Below are 18,304 nucleotides of genomic sequence, written 5' to 3' on the forward strand. Positions count from 1 at the left end.
TTACCAATCAGGCAGGTTTTAACCTGCCTGTTTCTGTATAATACACCTCATTGTTATCGAGCAGTATTTTCACTGTATTTAATATTTCATCTTTTCTATTTCTACCCAATTTATCTACCAACTCTTCTGGTGTTAGCAAATCTTTTTTTAGTGTGTTAATTAATAAATCTGGAAGTGCTGAATCAACAGATTTACTCTTCCTTTTTTTAGCAATGCAGTTACCACAAATGCCGCATTCTTTTCGGGTAAATTCGCCAAAATACCTTAAAAGAATTGCTGTGTTACAGGTTTCTTTATCTTCTACATAATTAATTACAGCTTCTACTTTGTTTGCATAAGATTTTTTTCTATCGTCGAGTAATTTCTTATTTACAGGTAGTTGATTTGCTAGAAAGCGTTCAGTTAAAAATAGTAGTTGCGGTATATCTTTTCTTTGCTCATAAGCAATTACTCCTACATCATTTAAAGCTTCTAAATTTTTCTGAATGGTGAACGTATTCATTTTCATCAATTCAGCTAATTTCTTTTCATTGATATTGATAAAATTATTGAGCAATTCGCCTCCATATACACGTAAAAGCATTTTTATCAACTTATCTGCATTTTTGTTAGCGACTTGAAACTCATACAATTTCTCATGATTAAATAGAATTCTTAAGCGTGAGGGAGAATAAAAAGACTCATTAAACTGGATAAAATTTTGTTCTTCGAGCTTCTTAAGCGCATGGTATGTTTCCAAATAGCCTAATTGAAAAGTCTTTACAAAATCTTCCAGATCGAAATCGTAACTTTCCATATAGCCACTTCCAACTGCAATTTTTAAATAATTTGATAGTGCCTGATAAACCTTTTTGATTGTATCTGCTGATGGATGAGAGATCTCAATATTATCTTTCAGTTGGAGTAAATCATTCTTATTATAAAGAACTACTGCATAAGCTTTCTTTTCGTCACGTCCTGCTCTTCCCGCTTCCTGATAATACGCTTCCAAATTATCTGGTAGGTCAAGATGTATTACTAACCTAACATCTGGTTTGTCAATCCCCATTCCAAAAGCATTGGTCGCTACAATCACCCTCTTTCTATTATGAATCCAGTCATCTTGTCTTTTAGCTCGCTCTTCATTACTTAAGCCAGCATGGTAATAACTTGCATTAATATTTCGTGAGGACAAATAATCTGCATATTGCTTTGTTCGCTTTCTACTTCTCACATAAACAATCGCGCTTCCTTTCACTTTTGAGAGAATATCAAGCATTCTCTTTTCTTTATTTTCTTCATAATAAACAGAATAAGAAAGATTATTTCTGGCAAAACTCTTTTGGAAAAAAGCTGCATCACTCCCAAAATTTAACTTCTCCTGTATATCTTCTCTTACCTCTTCTGTTGCTGTCGCGGTTAAAGCAATACAAGGTATTTCAGGAATCATTCTCCTGAAATGGGTTATTTCAAGATATGGAGGTCTAAAGTCATATCCCCATTGTGAAATACAATGTGCCTCATCTATTGCCAATAAGCTGATATTCATTTTGGTTGCTCTGGCAAGAAAAATATCTGTTTTAAGGCGTTCAGGAGAAACATATAGAAATTTCACATTGCCATAAATAGCATTATCTAGTGTAATGTCTATTTCTTTCTGACTCATTCCTGAATAGATAGCTTTAGCCTGTATTCCCCTGCTTTCAAGTTGAAATACTTGATCTTTCATTAATGCAATTAGAGGAGAAACAACTATACAAACGCCTTCTTTCACCAAAGCTGGCACCTGAAAACAAATCGATTTTCCACCTCCTGTAGGCAGTAGTGCAAGTGTATCTTTATTATCTAATACTGCATGAATAATATCTTCCTGCATAGGCCTGAAGGAAGTATAATTCCAGTATTGATACAGTATCTTTTTGATGTCAGTCATTTAATATTTTCCGCTTCTGTATTAAATACAAAATTGCTTTATTTCAAAAAATATGAAAAAATATATTTAAAAAGTATAATTAGAATCAAGTTTTAAATTCAATTAATTCTTTAAAAATAATCTTATTTAACTAGATAAAGTTATCAGAAAATTATTTGTACTTTCAGAGGCTTTATGGAGCTTTAGCTCAGCTGGTTTAGAGCGCTGCCTTGACAGGGCAGAGGTCGTGGGTTCGAATCCCTCAAGCTTCACTTAAAACAAAAAATCCCAAAACAAATAAATGTTCAGGGATTCTTTTAAAACTTTTTTTGCAATGTTATTTAACTTGCAACTTTTTCTTTCTCAACTACATCAATATTAGTTTGCTCGTAAATTTCTCCAGAGTTTAGCTCTAAACAAAGTAATTTGCCTAAACCAGCATACTCACCTGAAAAAACGCAACCGTTATCAAGCGGTATTACACTAGATTTATTTTTTACAGCATTTTTAATGTATGTAAGTTCAATCGGAGTATGTCCATGCACAATTTGCTTGCCTTGCAGTAACTTCTCTTTTACTTCGAAGTCTCTGATCCACAGCATATCTTCGTAATTTTTAAATGGCTTGCGCGAATTAAAGTTAATTCCCGCATGTACCAAATAATAATCGCCTAAGTCGTATATATATGGCAATCTGCTACAAAATTCAAGATAAGTCTGTCTAATTTTACCTTGAGACTCAAGTAGGTCGATTGCATTATTTCTTGATAAAGACCAATGAATTACTTCTTCATCTTGTCCTTCAAGATCTAATAACATCTGTTCGTGATTTCCTCTTAGAGGAAAAACCTGAAAGCCTGATTGAATCAACTTAATTACCAGATTAAGTACTCCACTGCTATTAGGGCCTCTATCTATGTAGTCACCCAACAGGAATAGTTGATCTTCTTTCTGTAAATTAATTGTTTTTAAAAGCTGCTTAAATGAATGGTAACATCCGTGGATGTCAGAAATTACAAAGCGTCTTCCAGTTTCAGGTTTTTGTACTTTTACAGAATATGAAAATCCAGTGGATGCTTCATATTGCTCAGAAGAACCATTAAGTTTGCCTAGAAAGTTTTGAAGTATGTTTATCACTATCATCATTTTTATTAATTATTAAAATAATAAAAAATGAGCTAATTATTTGTCAGATTAATTATGATTTACAATATACTTTAATAATGTCTCAAAATCAATCTTCACTTTATTTAAAGCAAAAATAAAGGTTATCAACCATATTGGTGAATTTTTTTCAAAAATAATAGTTAATAACAAAAAAAAGCCGGTAAATACCGGCCCCCATATTTACTTATATGTATAAACTAGTTACACATGAAATTGTTCTTTAATATTTTCTGTAACTACCTGACCATCGAATAAGTGAATAACTCTATGTGCAAAATTTGAGTCGTGAGGTGAGTGAGTTACCATTACAATAGTAGTACCTGCTTTATTTAAATCAGTTAATAAATTCATCACTTCTTCACCGTGCGCAGAGTCAAGATTACCAGTTGGCTCATCCGCTAATATAAGAGGAGGATTTGCAATTACAGCTCTAGCAATTGCAACTCTTTGTTGCTGTCCACCTGATAATTGTTGAGGGAAGTGATTCCTTCTATTCATTATATTCATTTGCTCCAACACTTTCTCCGCTTTTTCTTTTCTTTCTTTTGCAGGAACTTTTAAGTAGAGTAATGGAAGTTCTACATTTTCGAATACTGTAAGCTCATCAATAAGATTAAAACTTTGGAAAATAAATCCGATTTTACCTTTTCTTAACTCAGATCTTTGTCTTTCAGAAAAGCTAGAAACTTCTTTATCTAAAAACCAATATTCACCAGAAGTTGGGTTATCGAGTAGCCCCATAATGTTAAGCAAAGTTGATTTACCACAACCTGAAGGCCCCATAATGGCAACAAACTCACCAGTTTTAATTTCCATATTTACACTATTAAGAGCAGTAGTTTCTATCTCCTCTGTCGTGTACATCTTTTTCAGGCTTTTAGTACGGATAATCGAGTTAGACATATAATAAATTTTAAAGTGGAGTAAATTTCTTTATAGTAATTATTTTATTTTTTTGACACTAGGAACAAAAAACTGGTTACAGTTTAAGTTAATTTTTTATGTATTATCAGTCCAGATAAAATTATTTGAGTGTATTTATTTAGTTATAAACGGGCGCTAAACTATTCTTTTAATACTAGTACTTCGTTGTCTCCGAAGTTATCGTAAGATGAAGTGATAACTCTTTCTCCTTCTTGCAAACCATCTAAGATTTCGAAATAGTCCGTATTTTTTCTACCTATTCTGATATTCTTTTTCACAGCTTTACTGCCAGATTCATCAACAACATACACCCAGTTGCCACCTGTGCTAGAATAGAAACCACCAACTGGAAGTAATGTAGCTTGAGCAGGATTACCTAAATCGATCTTAATTCTAGGAGAATAACCTCTTTTAATTCCTTGAGGAGTTTCACCAACAAATTCCATATCAACTTGAAAACGGCCTTCTTCTATATTTGGAAAAATCTTAGTAATTTTTAAAGTATAGGTCTTACCTGTATAATCGAACCTACCGATTAAGCCTTTTTCAATTCTTGGTAGGTAAAGCTCATCTATACTTACTCTTACTTTAAAGTTATCGAGAACATCAACTTGACCTACACGCTCACCCTGAGAAACATTTTGGCCAAGCTCTAAATCTGGTGTAGCTAACTGCCCATCAATTGGTGCACGAATAATTAAGTTATCAAGAATATTACCTACAGCATCTAAACTTTTAGCCATACGTCTGTTAATCATCTCTTGCTGATTTCTTCTATATTCTTTGTTAAGTGAGTCCTTTTTGAAGGATGAATACTGTAGCTCTCTTAACCTAAGATTATATAAATATGGTTTTTCTACTTCTTCAAACTCTCTTTGAGAAACCATACCTTGCTCATACAATTTTTTATATCTTTCATACTGTGGTTTACCTAATGCTATTTCATTATCTATGGCAGCTAATTGAGACTCTAAGTTTAATGAGTTAGTTTCTAGTTGAAGTTGGGTTTGGCGGCCAATATTAAGCTGTTCATACAACGAAGTTTCTTGAGTCATAACCTCTCTTTCAAGTTGATCATTAGCCAATAAAAGGATAGTATCTCCCTTTTCTACAATTGCACCAGATTCTTTTACAATCTTTCTAATTGTTCCGCCTCTAATAATATCTAAATAGCGGGTTTCTATTGGCAGAACTGTACCTGTTTGAGGAATAAAATCTTGATAAGAACCATATTTTACGGTTGAAATAGTAATCTTATCCTTATCAACATTCAATTTAGATCTTCGATCAGCAAAAATGAAACTGTATAAAATGCCCGAAACTACCACTACACCAAAACTTACAGTGATAATTCTTTTTACTGTCCATTTTTTCTTTTTTATCTTTCTATCCATTAGATTATATATTACAAATTTTTATTTTGAATAGCATTATGGTCTATTAATTGCCAACAAGTGTGCCATCACCAAAAATCGGCCTCCAGCGAATTATATCGCACATTTTCAATTTTTCATATGCTCGTTAGCGGATAAAAATGTCCGCCAGCGACCACTATAAAAATCCATAAAAAATGTTTTTTACAATTATGGTATTGATATTTGAAGAATTACTAAAAGATTGGGACTTAAAAGAATCTGAACCAATCCTGTAAAAATATTTGACAAAATAAGCTTTAATTTATTTCTTTAAGCCAACCAGTAAATACAGCTTTAAATAGCGGATTATTTAATTTTCATATACTTTAATTTAATAAAATTGAAGTAATTTTCAGACTGAACGATGGGTAAAAAAGTAAACAAAGCAGGAAAAATATTAATAGTAGATGATAATGAAGATGTTTTAAAAGCTGCCAAGCTATATTTAAAAAGACATTTTTTACAGGTTGATGTTGAAAAAGATCCCGAAAATATCCCAGATCTTCTTAATAATGAATCTTATGATGTGATTCTACTAGATATGAATTTCACTAAAGATGTTAGTAGTGGACATGAGGGATTTTACTGGTTAGACAAAATTCTTGAAATAGATCCATCGGCGGTTGTAGTCTTAATTACTGCTTACGGAGGTGTAGAAACAGCTGTAAGAGCTATTAAAGAAGGTGCAACTGACTTCGTACTTAAGCCGTGGGAAAATGAAAAATTACTGGCAACTCTTTCTTCTGCTATCAAACTGAGAGAGTCGCGTATGGAATTAAATCAGCTAAAAGACAAACATAAACAACTTAATACAGATATAAACAGCAAGTTTCAAGATATTATAGGGCAGAGCTCTTCAATGATAAAGATATTTGAAACAATAGAACTTGTTGCTAAAACTGATGCTAATGTTTTAATTTTAGGTGAGAATGGAACCGGTAAAGAGCTAATAGCCAGAGCATTACACAGACAATCTGCAAGAGCTGATGAAATTTTTATGAGTGTAGATTTAGGCGCAGTAAGTGAACCCCTGTTTGAAAGTGAGCTATTTGGTCATGTTAAAGGAGCTTTTACAGATGCACGTGAAGAAAGAGCAGGTAGGTTCGAAACAGCATCTGGTGGAACAATCTTTTTAGATGAAATTGGAAATTTATCTCTACCCCTACAAGCAAAATTACTAACTGTTTTACAAAGCAGAACTGTAACACGAGTTGGCTCTAACAAACCAAAAGCTATTGATATTAGGTTAATCTGTGCCACCAATATGCATTTATATGAAATGGTGAAAGACAATAGGTTTAGACAAGATTTGCTATATCGTATAAATACCATTGAAATAAACTTACCACCACTCAGAGAAAGAATTGAGGACATCCCACTATTAGCAGAACATTTTCTTAGTTTTTATGTAAAAAAATACGGTAAACATGTAAGATCAATTAGTCCATCTTTAATTAAAAGGATGCAAAAATACCATTGGCCAGGAAATATTAGGGAATTGCAACATGCAATGGAAAGAGCCGTAATTATGAGCCAAGGTCCTGTTTTAGATGCAGATCAGTTTTTCTTTAGTGGAACCACATTACAAAAACAGCAAGATAAAGGAAGTGAAGAATTAAATCTGGAAAACTACGATTTAGAGAAAGTTGAAAAGATTTTGATTCGAAAAGTCTTACAAAAGCATAATGGAAATATTAGTAAAGCGGCGAATGAATTAGGACTTACACGTTCTTCACTTTACAGGAGATTAGAAAAATATGAACTTTAAGAATTTCAGGCTAGGAATTTTTTTTCGGGTTATCCTCTTGGCTGTTAGTGTAGCAATATTTGTGATTTTGTGGTTTCAACAAGATAAACAATTGAGTGCAACCCTTATAGCTCTACTTATTATCTACCAAATACATAACCTATATTATTATGTAGAAAACACTAACAGAAAACTTACGAGATTTCTTGAATATATTAAATACTCAGATTTTGCTTCTGGTTTTGCAGCAGATAACCGTTTGGGTAAAAGTTTTAGAGAGCTTAACGATGCATTTAACGAAGTTTTAGAAGCTTTTAGAGAAGCTCGCTCTGAAAAAGAAGAGCATTTGCAATACCTCAATACTGTAGTAAAGCATGTTGGTATTGGACTCATCTCTTTCGATACTGATGGAAAAATAGAATTATTGAATCCAGCTGCATGTAGACTTTTATTTATAAGTAATATTCTTACTCTGAATGAGCTGGCAGATATGCACCCCGAACTTACAGAGATAATTAGAGATTTAGTTCCTGGTGGAAGTTCTCTATTTAGAAATAATGAAAAACAACTGGCTATACAAGCAACAGAGATTAGGTTAAGAGGAAAAAGTTTTAAATTAATTTCGCTTCAAAATATTCAAAACGAGCTACAACAAAAAGAGTTAGAAGCTTGGCAGAATCTTACCAGCGTGCTTCGCCACGAAATAATGAATTCCATCGCTCCTATCTCTTCACTTGTATCGACACTTAACGATATTTTTGAAGAAGAACTTCCAGAAAATTACCAAGATCAAGAATTTGTAGAGATTAATAATGAAATAGTTGATGATATTAGAGAAGCATTATCAACAATAGACAGACGTAGTAAAGGACTAATAAAATTTATTAATGCCTATAAAGAATTTACACATATACCAAAACCTAAGTTTAAACTAGTTTCTGTTAAAGATTTAATTGAAAACATAGTCCAATTATTAAGAAATGATTTAAAACAGAAGCAAATTCAATTCGATTATCATATCGATCAACCTGGTATTAAGGTTTCTATTGATCCAGAATTAATAGAAATGGTTTTAATCAACTTAATTAAAAATGCTGCTCAGGCAGTTAATGGTAAAGAAAATCCTACAGTTCAACTAATAAGTAAAGTTGATGAAAACCAACATGTAACTATTTTAGTGATAGATAATGGCCCTGGTATAATTCCAGAAGCTATAGACCAAATTTTCATTCCATTCTACACTACAAAAAAAGATGGTTCAGGCATCGGGCTGAGTCTTTCCAGACAAATTATGCAACTCCATAAAGGCTCTCTAACAGTACATTCTAACCTAAATGAAAGAACTGAGTTTAAACTTACATTTTAAAATCCCATATTATATTTTCTTAGAATCACACTATAGTAAGTAAATCTCCCCTTTTTTAAAGTATTACCTAGTTCTGATAAAATCAAAAAAATAGGTTTTAAACAATTGTTATCGAAAACATACATGAGGATAATTATGGAGTTACTTATACGAACTCTAATAAATAAAGAATGAAAAGCTATCTGAGAGAACACAAACTCCTGAAAACATTGAAATAACAAAGGTTAAATTCAAAAAACATTAAAAGAAGGATCAAAATTTACATGGTTTATCTCCATCAGACGATATGATAATTGCTAATAATACTAAATAATATAAATCCATATCGGATGTTAGAATATTACTAAAAAATACAATTAAGCAACATGGAGTCTGTTTTATAACTATTGATTAACCTGATAATCCTTCTGAACTACCAACTTATTATCAATATTAAAAAATTTGAAAAACACAATTACTAGGCAATGGTAAAGATTAAAAGTTTTCTTATACTGCTTTTCACGGCCTGCACATTGCAACTTTATTCCCAAACTACTGGACTAACAGGTATAATTACAATAGATGACGGTAAGACTGTTACGAATAATCCTGAAAAGAAAGTATCTCTAGTAATAGAAGCGAGGGGAGCAGTGGAAATGATGCTCAGCAATAACGGTAGTTATACAGGGGCTAGATGGGAAAAATACGAGACCAGAAAACCTTACTGGCGCTTAACAGGTGAAGATGGGGTTAAAACTATTTATGCGAAATTTAGAGATGCTGACGGTAACATTTCTGAAACAGTTACTGCTACCATAGAATTAGATAGAACAGCTCCACAAGAGCCAAGTGTTCTAATTAATGGAGGGAAAGACTATACCAATAATAGAGCTAAAATAGTTTCTCTTGAAATTAGTGCAATTGATGCCGTTAAAATGCAGGTTAGTAATAGAACTGACTTTTTAAGTGCTCCTTGGGTTCCATATCAAACTGAAATAAAAGCTTGGAAAATTACAGCTATGGAGGGTAAAAAGACTGTTTTTGTCAAATTTATTGATAAAGCAGGTAATATATCTGAAGTTGCTACTGATGATATTCACTTTGATATGACTCCTCCAGTTAATTGCAAAGTTGTAATTGAAAATGGAGATAAATATACCAATAAGCAAAAAATAAAATTAAAAATTGATGCAGAAGGCGCGTCTGAAATGATTATAAGAGGTGGTGAAGGATGGATACCATACACAAAGGATCTAGAGTGGGAAATATCTGCAGGAGATGGTAAAAAAGACATTTATATTAAGTTTAGAGACGATGTTGGAAATCAATCTGTAATCGCTCATGACGATATCTTAGTTGACACTAAACCACCTGCAAATGGGCTTATTTTAATCAATAATGGCAGTAAGTATACTAGAAAATTCAATGATGTTCATTTGAAAATTTTGGCAACTGATGCTAAAGAAATGATTATTGATAATGATAGCACATTCAAAAATGGTAAATGGGTTGGCTATTCATCTGCTGTACCTAGTTGGATTGTTGAAGATACAGATGGTGTAAAAAATATATTTGTGAAATTTAGAGATGAAGCCGGCAACGAATCTGAAATATATTCTGATGAAATTATTTTAGATAAAACAGCACCTACTAATCCTTTTATTAGAATGGTTACTGAAAATGCTGTGTTTGATAGTATTGCAGGTCACTCTATTATTAGTAATGATGCTAAAGTTGTTAACCTTCAGATAAATGCTGATAGTGCTGATTATATGATGATCAGTAATATAAGCTCATTTTATGGGGCTAGATGGGAAAAGTACAAGTCAAAAGTAGACAACTGGGAGCTTGGAGGAAATAATGATGGAGATAGAAGTGTATTCGTCAAGTTTAGAGATAGAGCAGGGAACATATCAGAAGTTGCATTTGATCAAGCAAAAGTAGATACTCAAGCACCAGTCGATTGTAGAATCATTATAGACAATAATACTGAGTTCTGTATTGATACAGATAGGAATGTAAAGTTACAGCTCTTTGCAAGAGGTGCACAATTTATGATGGTAAGTAATGATCCTACATTTAGTAATAGTACTTGGCAAAACTATAACACTGATATTAACTGGCAACTGAGTGATAAAGATGGTATAAAAACAGTATTAGTTAAATATAAAGATAAAGCAGGAAACGAATCTGAAATAACTAGTGACGAAATTATCTTAGATAGACAACCTCCTACTGCAGGAAGTATACTAGTTGATAAAGGTTTAGAAACTACAAATCATCCTGATAAAGTTGTTTTGGTTAAAGTAAAAGCGAAAGATGCAGAATTAATGCAACTTGGAAATTCAGATGATTTTAAAAATTCAAGATGGCAAGCTTATTCAAATCTTAACTTTAGTTGGGTATTAGCAGGAAGTGATGGGGATAAACAAATCTTTGTGAGGTTTAAAGACATTGCTGGAAATATTTCACAAGCATATGGTGATTCAATTTTATTAGACAGAACACCTCCAAAAGAAGGTACTGTAGAAATTAATGCTGGCGACAAAATCACAAATAACACTAATAAAAAAGTTAAGCTTAAACTTTATGCAGAAGATGTTTCTTTAATGAGATTAAGTAACAGATTTGATTTCAAAGAACCTGATGGATCAGAATCAAACTGGATCCCTTACAGTGAGTCTGCTGAATGGACATTAATAGGTCCTGATGGATTAAAAACAGTCTATGTTCAGTTTAAAGACGAAATCGGTAATATATCTAAAACAGCTTTTGCTAGAATTGGTGTCGATAGACAAGCACCAAAACAAGGTAGAATTTCAATTGATCGCGGAGCTAAGTTCTGTACAAATGTTAGTGCATTTGTTACACTTGACCTTTATGCCGTTGAAGCAGCTTATATGATGGTAAGTAATAACCAAAACTTTGAAGGTTCTGACTGGATTCCTTACAAAGGTATTTATCAAAATTGGCCATTAGAAAGTAGTGAAGATGGAGACAAAAAGGTATATGTCAAATTTAAAGATAAAGCCGATAATGAAACTACTCCAATAGTAGCAAGTATCACTTTGGACAGACAGGAACCTGTAGGAGAAGAAGTAATTATCAATGGTGGAGGCTTAGACTATACAAATGATAAGACTAATAATGTTGAACTAGAATTAAAAGCAGAAGGAGCAATAGAAATGATGATAAGTAATAGTAGTCATTTCAAAACTGCAAAATGGCAGCCTTACACTGAGAACATCAACTGGACATTAATTGGTGGTGATGGTACTAAGGTTATATATGTTAAGTTTAGAGATGAAGCTAATAACGAGTCTGCTGTAGCAAGTGCCAAAATCAGACTAGACACTCAACCTCCAATAGCACAATATGTTAGAATAAATGGTGGACAAACAACAACAAAGTCTACCAGAGTAACATTAGACATCAAAGCAAGAGAAGCTGACTTCATGAAAGTTTCTAATGATCCAAAATTTGAAGGAGCTATTTGGGAACCTTACACTCCTACTAAAGAATGGGATGTAAATCCTGGTGAAGGTTTAAAAAGAGTATTTGTTAAATTTAAAGACAATGCTCAAAATGAGTCTCCACACAAATGGGGTGACATTACTCTAGTTAATGAATATTAGACTAGAATCTAAATATTAAAAGAATAATTAAAGACCGGAAAAGTATGCTAAAGCATCTATCTGGTCTTTTTTTAATTGTTGTTTCAAAGTTTCTACACTATCGAATTTTTCTTCTTCTCTTAAATATTTACAAAATAAAATAGTGATTTCTTCTCCATAAATATCACTATCAAATTCAAAAATATTTACTTCAATAAACCTGCTGCCACTATCATCTACAGTCGGATTAAAACCGATATTAAGCATTCCTTGATAAACTATGTTATCAACTATCACATCCACTGCATAAATACCATCTTTGGGAATTAGCTTGTTTTCTGAAGGAACTTCGATATTTGCTGTTGGAAACCCAATAGTTCTACCCAATTTTTTCCCATGAACTACTTTTCCAGTTAACTCATATTTTCTACCCAAATAATGATTTGCTGTACCTATCTCGCCATTATTTAAAGCATTTCTAATTTTTGTGGAGCTTACTGCAATCTCATCAATTTCCTGTTTAGAAATCTCTTCCACCTCAAATCCAAATTTTGTTGCATTTGCTTGAAGATATTCAAACCCTCCTTCTCTATTCTTTCCGAAGCGATGATCGTAGCCTATTACTAGTTTTTTTGTACCAACAGCATCCATCAGAATTTGTTGGATAAACTCTAAAGAACTTAGCTTAGAAAAAGACTTATTGAAGGGGATAATAACTAAATGATCTATATCAAACTTATGGAAAAGCTTAATTTTCTCCTCTAGTGTAGAAAGCAACTTAATGGTATAATCTTTCTTTAAAACTAATCTTGGATGTGGCCAAAAGGTAAGCACCACACTCTCACCTTGTTCAGTTTTAGCCAACTCTATTAACCTTGTTAAGATTTTTTGATGTCCGAAGTGTAGCCCATCAAAAGTTCCACTGGTAACTATTGATTTGGCTTTATTTTTAAAGGTCTCAACACCATAATGTACTTCCATAGTTTGTATCTATTTCTTCAGATACTTGATAAAATCATCTAGCTGGTAAGCATCTTCAACTTTATAATCACCAATATGAGTTCTTCTAAGTTCAGAGAGATATGCACCTTTTCCTAGTAATTCACCAAAATCTCTAGTCAGACTTCTTATATATGTTCCTTTTGAGCATTTTACATAAAAAGATACTTCTGGCAAATTTATCTCTTTAATCTCAAAACTATATATATGTATTTTTCTAGATTTTAGTTCAACCTTTTCGTTATTTCGAGCATGAGTATATGCTCTTTTTCCCTGAACCTTTATCGCAGAAAAAAGTGGAGGAATTTGATCTATTTCACCAATGAAATTTCCACAAGCATTATGAATTTGCTCGTCTGTAAGATCATCAACATCGGCTACATCTTGAATTTCAGTTTCTAGGTCAAATGAAGGTGTAGTTTTACCTAAAACCATTTTACCCGTATAAACTTTTTCCTGATCTTGAATTTGATTGATAGTCTTAGTTTTCTTACCAGTACAAACAATTAATAAACCAGTTGCCAGTGGATCAAGCGTACCCGCATGGCCAACCTTCTTTATTTTAATGGCATTTCTGATTTTTTTTACAACATCAAAAGATGTCCATTCATACGGTTTGTCAATTAACAAGACCTCTCCAGCTGCAAAATCAAAAGCTTGATTATATAACTTATCTTCAGTCAAAAATAAATCAGATTAGTGTGTAGATGATCGCTATTGCACCTACGATGAAACAATAAATGGCAAAGTAAGCAAGTTTACCTTTCTTCACCAAATTAATCATCCATGTACATGCTACCAGACCAGTTAAAAAAGCAACAACAAAACCTGCAACAAGCGCTGTTACACCTACTGTTTGAGTAGCCTCTGTAGCTTCAAAATAGTCTTTTAATTCTAGAATTGTAGCTCCTAAAATTGGTACCAATACCATTAAAAAGGAAAACCTAGCTGCTTGTGCTTTACCTACACCTAAAATTAATGCAGTAGAAATAGTAGCCCCAGATCTTGATATACCTGGTAAAACAGCAATTGCTTGCGAAACTCCAATTAATAAAGCCTGGAAAAAATTCACATCCTCTCCTTCTTTATTTCCAAAATAGTTGGTTAACAGCAATAAAAATCCTGTTAAAACCAGCATTGAACCAACTAAAAGAATCTGTCCGCCAAACAATAACTCTATTTCATCTTTGAGGAAAACACCTACAAAAAAAACAGGAACCATTGAGATAATAATCTTTACAGCAAACTGCCAAGACTCATTCCATTTAAAGGCAAACAATCCACCAATAACTTCATATATATCTTTCCAAAAAATTACGATAGTACTTAATGCTGTTGCAGCGTGTAATACAACCGAAAATAGTAAACCTGCTTCTAATTCTTGGCCGAGTATAGCTTTTCCTAGTTCTAAATGTCCGCTACTACTTACTGGTAAAAATTCCGTTAATCCTTGAATTATTCCTAATATGATTGCGTCAATGATGCTCATCGCTTAAAAAATTGCTGTAGGTGATTTAAGTTTGCTTTTAGTATAAGTGAGATGTATGGATTCAATAAAGTAATTAAAAAACATAAAAAAAGAAGTATTTGGCTTACTTCTTATCGGTATTTTCTACGTCTTTCTTTTCGTCTTTTCCTTTAGACAATATTGCAAAAAATTGTATTACAAAACCTGCTAAAACTACAATTGGCCCTAAGGTTATCCCTAAAAATCCAAAACCAAATTCTTCTCCGTCAAGACTCATTATTAAAAAGCCAGAAAAAAGTACTACAAGACCAATAAACATCAGCTTATAATTGTGACTTGTAAAAATGAGACTTTTGCTATTTGTTTCTTTCATGTAAATTTTATCTATTAACGGCTAATTAAACCGATTGCAATTATAAAAAATTAAAGTACATATATAAAATTGCTAATCCTTGTATAGGCCATAATTTGTCTAAATATCATTATTTAAATTCAATTAAGAGTACTACTGGCACATTTCATTAAAGATTGTTAATATAATTCATCAAGCCTCATTCTTAAATATCGGGTTACAGCAGAGTAAGAACTTAAATAACCTATAATACTACCAAGAGCTAGTAAGCCAATAAAAATTAGGCTTATTTCCCAAAGTTTTAAAAATTGCTCTATATCTGGAAGAATTTCTATTGCGAGTAAGTAAATCCCTAAAAGTAATAGTGTAGCTAAAAAACCACTTATAGCACCATGCAAAGTAGCTCTTAATACAAATGGCTTTTTTATAAAAAATGGCGTTGCTCCTACTAATTGCATACTTCTAATAAGAAACCTTTGAGAGAATAGCGCCAGCTTTATTGCATTATTAATTAATACCACTACTGTAAAGAGCAAAATGATTACAAAAACACTAATTACCATCCCAAGAATCTGAATATTATCATTAATATCATCCACCATTTTTTTTAGGTTCTGGGTATATGCCACCTCATATATATCTGGAATGCTCTCAATATCTTTTTTAATTTCTTCTAACCTTTCATTATTTTGAAAATCTTCTGTTAGATTAATAATGTAGGAATCTCGTAAAGGATTAGCACCCAAAAATTCAATAAAGTCTTCTCCAGTATCTTCTATTAAGGTTTTAGCTGCGTCTTCTTTAGAAAGAAATTGTATTCTCGGTTTGCCATCAGATTGGTCTATGTAACTCTTTTCTGAAAGTCCTTTCTCTATTACTTTAATTTCTTCTTCGTTTAGTCCCTTTCTCAAAAAAACTTGTATTTCTATTCCTTTCTTAAGATCCGAAGAAATATTTCTGGCTATAATTACCAATAAAAAAAATAGCCCAATCATAAATAGCGCAGTAGAAATACTAAAGATTACATTTACAAAGGGATAACTTCCTACACTTTTTTTATTTGAGGTAGCCTTCACAGTTTAAAAAATTTGATACCTAGATTCCACAAAATTACATAACAATTGTAGTAATGAGTATATTTCCCATCTTTTGATGTTCTTTTGTCAAAACTAGACTTGAATTTTAATAATGGATAAAGAAAAAAATCAATTAACATTTATACCTGGTTTTATACCTGATATTAATATTAAAGAAACATCTTACATTGTATTTTATGATGGTAAAATAATGGTTAATAAAAACCATGAAAATGCCGAATATATTTTCAATGAGTTGCCATCTCACTTTCTAGAAGCTAAGCACAAACAACAACATTTAGGCTTATTACATCAAAAAAATTGTAAAATTATTGGATTAAGAGATGTACCTGAAGCACTTGAAAATTTCGAATTTGTAAATGTAAGAAGTTTATTTGGTCAAATTACAGAAGAAGAATTATTAATGGCTGGTAGAGCAAACCAGATCATTACTTGGGCAACTACACATCACTTTTGTGGAAAATGTGGTACTCCTACCCAAAATAAACCTGATGAATTGGCAATTATTTGCCCTAACTGCTCCACAACTTATTACCCTACTATTTCTCCAGCAATTATAGTTGCTGTTGTAAAAGATGGTAAAATTCTCTTAGGACACTCAGCAAGGTTTAAAGGCAAATTTTATAGTGTACTTGCAGGATTTCTTGAAATAGGCGAAACGTTTGAGCAATGTGTTGCTAGAGAAGTAAAAGAAGAAGCTGGAGTAAAAATCAAAAACATAAAATATTTTGGAAGTCAACCCTGGCCATTTCCAAGTTCAATGATGGTTGGTTTTACCGCTGAGTGGGATTCTGGTGAAATTGTTTTACATGATCAAGAATTAGATGATGCAGGTTGGTTCTCACCAGATGATATGCCAAATACTCCGGGTACTTACAGTATTGCCGGGAGACTCATTGAATGGTATAAACAAACATATTCTTAATTAAGAGAATTATAAATTGATCTGCTAATAAAATGGAATTTATAGATGGTTATATTGGTTTAATCTACAACAATGAACTCTAAAGTTGATTTGCCAAAATTAGATAGCATAAACCATTTATAACAAAGAGAAGTATTTTTTTAAATGCTTCTCTTTTTTTTATTCCTTCTGTTAAAATGCCAAAATATGGCAATTTTATATTAGCAAAATACAATTTGAATCCCAAATAAAGATCACCTTTCCCAAATTAGGATGAATCATCTCTCACAAATTAACACAACCATCTCACTTTCACCAACTTAAGTAAAACATATCATTATTTGCATTTTTCTATATAACTATTCTAAGTTTGATTTAAAGCAAAATTGATGACATCACAAGAATCTACAAAAAAAGACTCTAAAAATAGAATTAACCCATTTGAAGAGAAATTGAAAATAATGAAGGAAAATCTACAAAAATTGAAAAGTAGAAGTGAAGAGTTAGCTAAAAAGAATAAAAAATTCCTTCAAATATCAACAGCGAATATTTAAACAGATATTCAACTTACTTAGAATACTACCAACACAATCACTACTAAATTAATCAATTGTTAAAACTACAACCAATTATGGACTCAGAACAAAAATTATCTAATAATTACCAACCAAAAGTAAATCTTCAAGAATTAGAAGAGAAATTAGATCTTTTAAAAAACAATTTAAATCAAATTAAAAAAAGGACTGTAGCATTAGCTAAGAAAAATAAAATGATCATTTAAATCTTATTGAAAATTACTTCTTGATAATTTCTCTTAAGAAAAGCCCATATAAACTGCTTAAAAAGAAAAGTACCCGAACTAACATTATATAAGTTGCTTACTTACAGTGTTTTGACATTTTAAATACTTAACTGAGAAAATCGATATTGAAACAATGTTCGGTATAACAAGCGTAGCATTCCATAAGATGTTACGCTTGTTGTATTTTGTAAGAAGAGCTTTAAATTTATCAGTTGAGGGTGTTCTTTTAATTCAAATAATAGTACCTATTTCTAAAATTGCATATTGATTATTACACCTAATTAACAGCCTGTTTAAGACTTGTAACGATTTTTAAAGCACTCACCTATCTGCCCACGAAGAGTCAGTAATCTGGAATCTATTTTTTCATTTGTCTAAAGTATTATCTATTGTTTTTCCATAAGTTTTCCGAGCATTATATACAAATTATTACTTGGAAGTTTAAGAAATCTCCACAAGCTTTTAAAGCCTACTTCAAAATTGATATTCGAAAGCTTTAGCTATTTTTAACTGACACTGTGCTTCAAGACCATAGCAGGTCAAATGAAGATAACCAATCCGATATTATACTTGAATAGTT

15 protein-coding genes and 1 tRNA gene are annotated in these 18,304 nt (G+C 31.9%); 7 read left to right on the forward strand and 9 right to left on the reverse strand.

Going from position 1 to position 18,304, the window contains the following annotated elements:
• Positions 1–7: 7 nt before the first annotated feature.
• Positions 8–1,912, reverse strand: a complete 1,905-nt coding sequence (locus OQ292_RS02310; RefSeq protein WP_284684435.1) for a RecQ family ATP-dependent DNA helicase — start codon at positions 1,910–1,912, stop codon at positions 8–10.
• A gap of 176 nt (positions 1,913–2,088) precedes the next feature.
• Here OQ292_RS02310 and OQ292_RS02315 point away from each other — a divergent pair.
• Positions 2,089–2,163 (forward strand) — tRNA-Val (locus OQ292_RS02315).
• A 69-nt stretch (positions 2,164–2,232) separates the two neighbouring features.
• Here OQ292_RS02315 and OQ292_RS02320 read toward each other — a convergent pair.
• From OQ292_RS02320 to OQ292_RS02330, 3 genes are all read right to left on the reverse strand, one after another.
• On the reverse strand, positions 2,233–3,036 hold the full coding sequence (locus OQ292_RS02320) for a metallophosphoesterase family protein (protein ID WP_284684436.1): 804 nt from the start codon (positions 3,034–3,036) through the stop codon (positions 2,233–2,235).
• 222 nt (positions 3,037–3,258) lie between these two features.
• Positions 3,259–3,960: an ABC transporter ATP-binding protein gene (locus tag OQ292_RS02325; protein WP_284684437.1), complete on the reverse strand. Its 702-nt coding sequence runs from the start codon at positions 3,958–3,960 to the stop codon at positions 3,259–3,261.
• 161 nt (positions 3,961–4,121) lie between these two features.
• Entirely contained in the window at positions 4,122–5,375 is a 1,254-nt protein-coding gene (locus OQ292_RS02330) for an efflux RND transporter periplasmic adaptor subunit (protein ID WP_284684438.1), read from the reverse strand.
• A 385-nt stretch (positions 5,376–5,760) separates the two neighbouring features.
• Between OQ292_RS02330 and OQ292_RS02335 the strand changes: the two genes are divergently transcribed.
• The 3 genes from OQ292_RS02335 to OQ292_RS02345 all read left to right on the forward strand — a co-directional run bounded on the left by OQ292_RS02335 (position 5,761) and on the right by OQ292_RS02345 (position 12,123).
• Positions 5,761–7,164, forward strand: a complete 1,404-nt coding sequence (locus OQ292_RS02335; RefSeq protein WP_284684439.1) for a sigma-54-dependent transcriptional regulator — start codon at positions 5,761–5,763, stop codon at positions 7,162–7,164.
• Positions 7,165–7,255: 91 nt separating this feature from the next.
• On the forward strand, positions 7,256–8,509 hold the full coding sequence (locus OQ292_RS02340) for a sensor histidine kinase (RefSeq protein ID WP_284684440.1): 1,254 nt from the start codon (positions 7,256–7,258) through the stop codon (positions 8,507–8,509).
• Positions 8,510–8,973: 464 nt separating this feature from the next.
• Positions 8,974–12,123 carry a hypothetical protein gene (locus OQ292_RS02345; RefSeq protein ID WP_284684441.1) on the forward strand — a complete coding sequence of 1,050 codons (3,150 nt, stop codon included), beginning with the start codon at positions 8,974–8,976 and terminating at the stop codon, positions 12,121–12,123.
• Positions 12,124–12,150: 27 nt separating this feature from the next.
• Here the strand turns inward: OQ292_RS02345 and OQ292_RS02350 are convergent, their stop codons facing one another.
• From OQ292_RS02350 to OQ292_RS02370, 5 genes are all read right to left on the reverse strand, one after another.
• Entirely contained in the window at positions 12,151–13,083 is a 933-nt protein-coding gene (locus tag OQ292_RS02350; RefSeq protein WP_284684442.1) for a bifunctional riboflavin kinase/FAD synthetase, read from the reverse strand.
• Positions 13,084–13,092: 9 nt separating this feature from the next.
• Positions 13,093–13,785 (reverse strand): tRNA pseudouridine(55) synthase TruB, encoded by a 693-nt coding sequence (truB, locus tag OQ292_RS02355; protein ID WP_284684443.1) that lies wholly within the window; start codon positions 13,783–13,785, stop codon positions 13,093–13,095.
• Positions 13,786–13,792: 7 nt separating this feature from the next.
• Positions 13,793–14,590 (reverse strand): undecaprenyl-diphosphate phosphatase, encoded by a 798-nt coding sequence (locus OQ292_RS02360; protein WP_284684444.1) that lies wholly within the window; start codon positions 14,588–14,590, stop codon positions 13,793–13,795.
• 103 nt (positions 14,591–14,693) lie between these two features.
• Entirely contained in the window at positions 14,694–14,942 is a 249-nt protein-coding gene (locus OQ292_RS02365; protein WP_284684445.1) for a DUF3098 domain-containing protein, read from the reverse strand.
• Between the two features lie 158 nt (positions 14,943–15,100).
• A complete protein-coding gene (locus OQ292_RS02370; protein ID WP_284684446.1) occupies positions 15,101–15,997 on the reverse strand; it encodes a cell division protein FtsX in 897 nt (298 codons plus the stop codon).
• A 112-nt stretch (positions 15,998–16,109) separates the two neighbouring features.
• On the opposite strand from OQ292_RS02370, the gene nudC reads away from it, so the two are divergent.
• The 3 genes from nudC (at position 16,110) to OQ292_RS02385 (ending at position 17,703) form a co-directional block, all read left to right on the forward strand.
• Positions 16,110–16,943: an NAD(+) diphosphatase gene (gene nudC / locus OQ292_RS02375; protein ID WP_284684447.1), complete on the forward strand. Its 834-nt coding sequence runs from the start codon at positions 16,110–16,112 to the stop codon at positions 16,941–16,943.
• A gap of 368 nt (positions 16,944–17,311) precedes the next feature.
• Positions 17,312–17,476 (forward strand): hypothetical protein, encoded by a 165-nt coding sequence (locus OQ292_RS02380; RefSeq protein WP_284684448.1) that lies wholly within the window; start codon positions 17,312–17,314, stop codon positions 17,474–17,476.
• 77 nt (positions 17,477–17,553) lie between these two features.
• The gene (locus OQ292_RS02385) at positions 17,554–17,703 is read left to right on the forward strand and encodes a hypothetical protein (protein WP_284684449.1); all 150 of its coding nucleotides are present in this window, start codon (positions 17,554–17,556) and stop codon (positions 17,701–17,703) included.
• Positions 17,704–18,304: the final 601 nt, after the last annotated feature.

This window comes from Chondrinema litorale (genome assembly GCF_026250525.1).
Classification (GTDB): domain Bacteria; phylum Bacteroidota; class Bacteroidia; order Cytophagales; family Flammeovirgaceae; genus Chondrinema; species Chondrinema litorale.

Coding starts and splice junctions, on each gene's coding strand:
- OQ292_RS02365 (WP_284684445.1), bottom strand. CDS start 14,942: ATGAAAGAAACAAATAGCAAAAGTCTCATTTTTACAAGTCACAATTAT.
- OQ292_RS02385 (WP_284684449.1), top strand. CDS start 17,554: ATGGACTCAGAACAAAAATTATCTAATAATTACCAACCAAAAGTAAAT.
- OQ292_RS02310 (WP_284684435.1), bottom strand. CDS start 1,912: ATGACTGACATCAAAAAGATACTGTATCAATACTGGAATTATACTTCC.
- OQ292_RS02345 (WP_284684441.1), top strand. CDS start 8,974: ATGGTAAAGATTAAAAGTTTTCTTATACTGCTTTTCACGGCCTGCACA.
- OQ292_RS02335 (WP_284684439.1), top strand. CDS start 5,761: ATGGGTAAAAAAGTAAACAAAGCAGGAAAAATATTAATAGTAGATGAT.
- OQ292_RS02360 (WP_284684444.1), bottom strand. CDS start 14,590: ATGAGCATCATTGACGCAATCATATTAGGAATAATTCAAGGATTAACG.
- OQ292_RS02380 (WP_284684448.1), top strand. CDS start 17,312: ATGACATCACAAGAATCTACAAAAAAAGACTCTAAAAATAGAATTAAC.
- OQ292_RS02325 (WP_284684437.1), bottom strand. CDS start 3,960: ATGTCTAACTCGATTATCCGTACTAAAAGCCTGAAAAAGATGTACACG.
- OQ292_RS02320 (WP_284684436.1), bottom strand. CDS start 3,036: ATGATGATAGTGATAAACATACTTCAAAACTTTCTAGGCAAACTTAAT.
- OQ292_RS02330 (WP_284684438.1), bottom strand. CDS start 5,375: ATGGATAGAAAGATAAAAAAGAAAAAATGGACAGTAAAAAGAATTATC.
- OQ292_RS02350 (WP_284684442.1), bottom strand. CDS start 13,083: ATGGAAGTACATTATGGTGTTGAGACCTTTAAAAATAAAGCCAAATCA.
- nudC (WP_284684447.1), top strand. CDS start 16,110: ATGGATAAAGAAAAAAATCAATTAACATTTATACCTGGTTTTATACCT.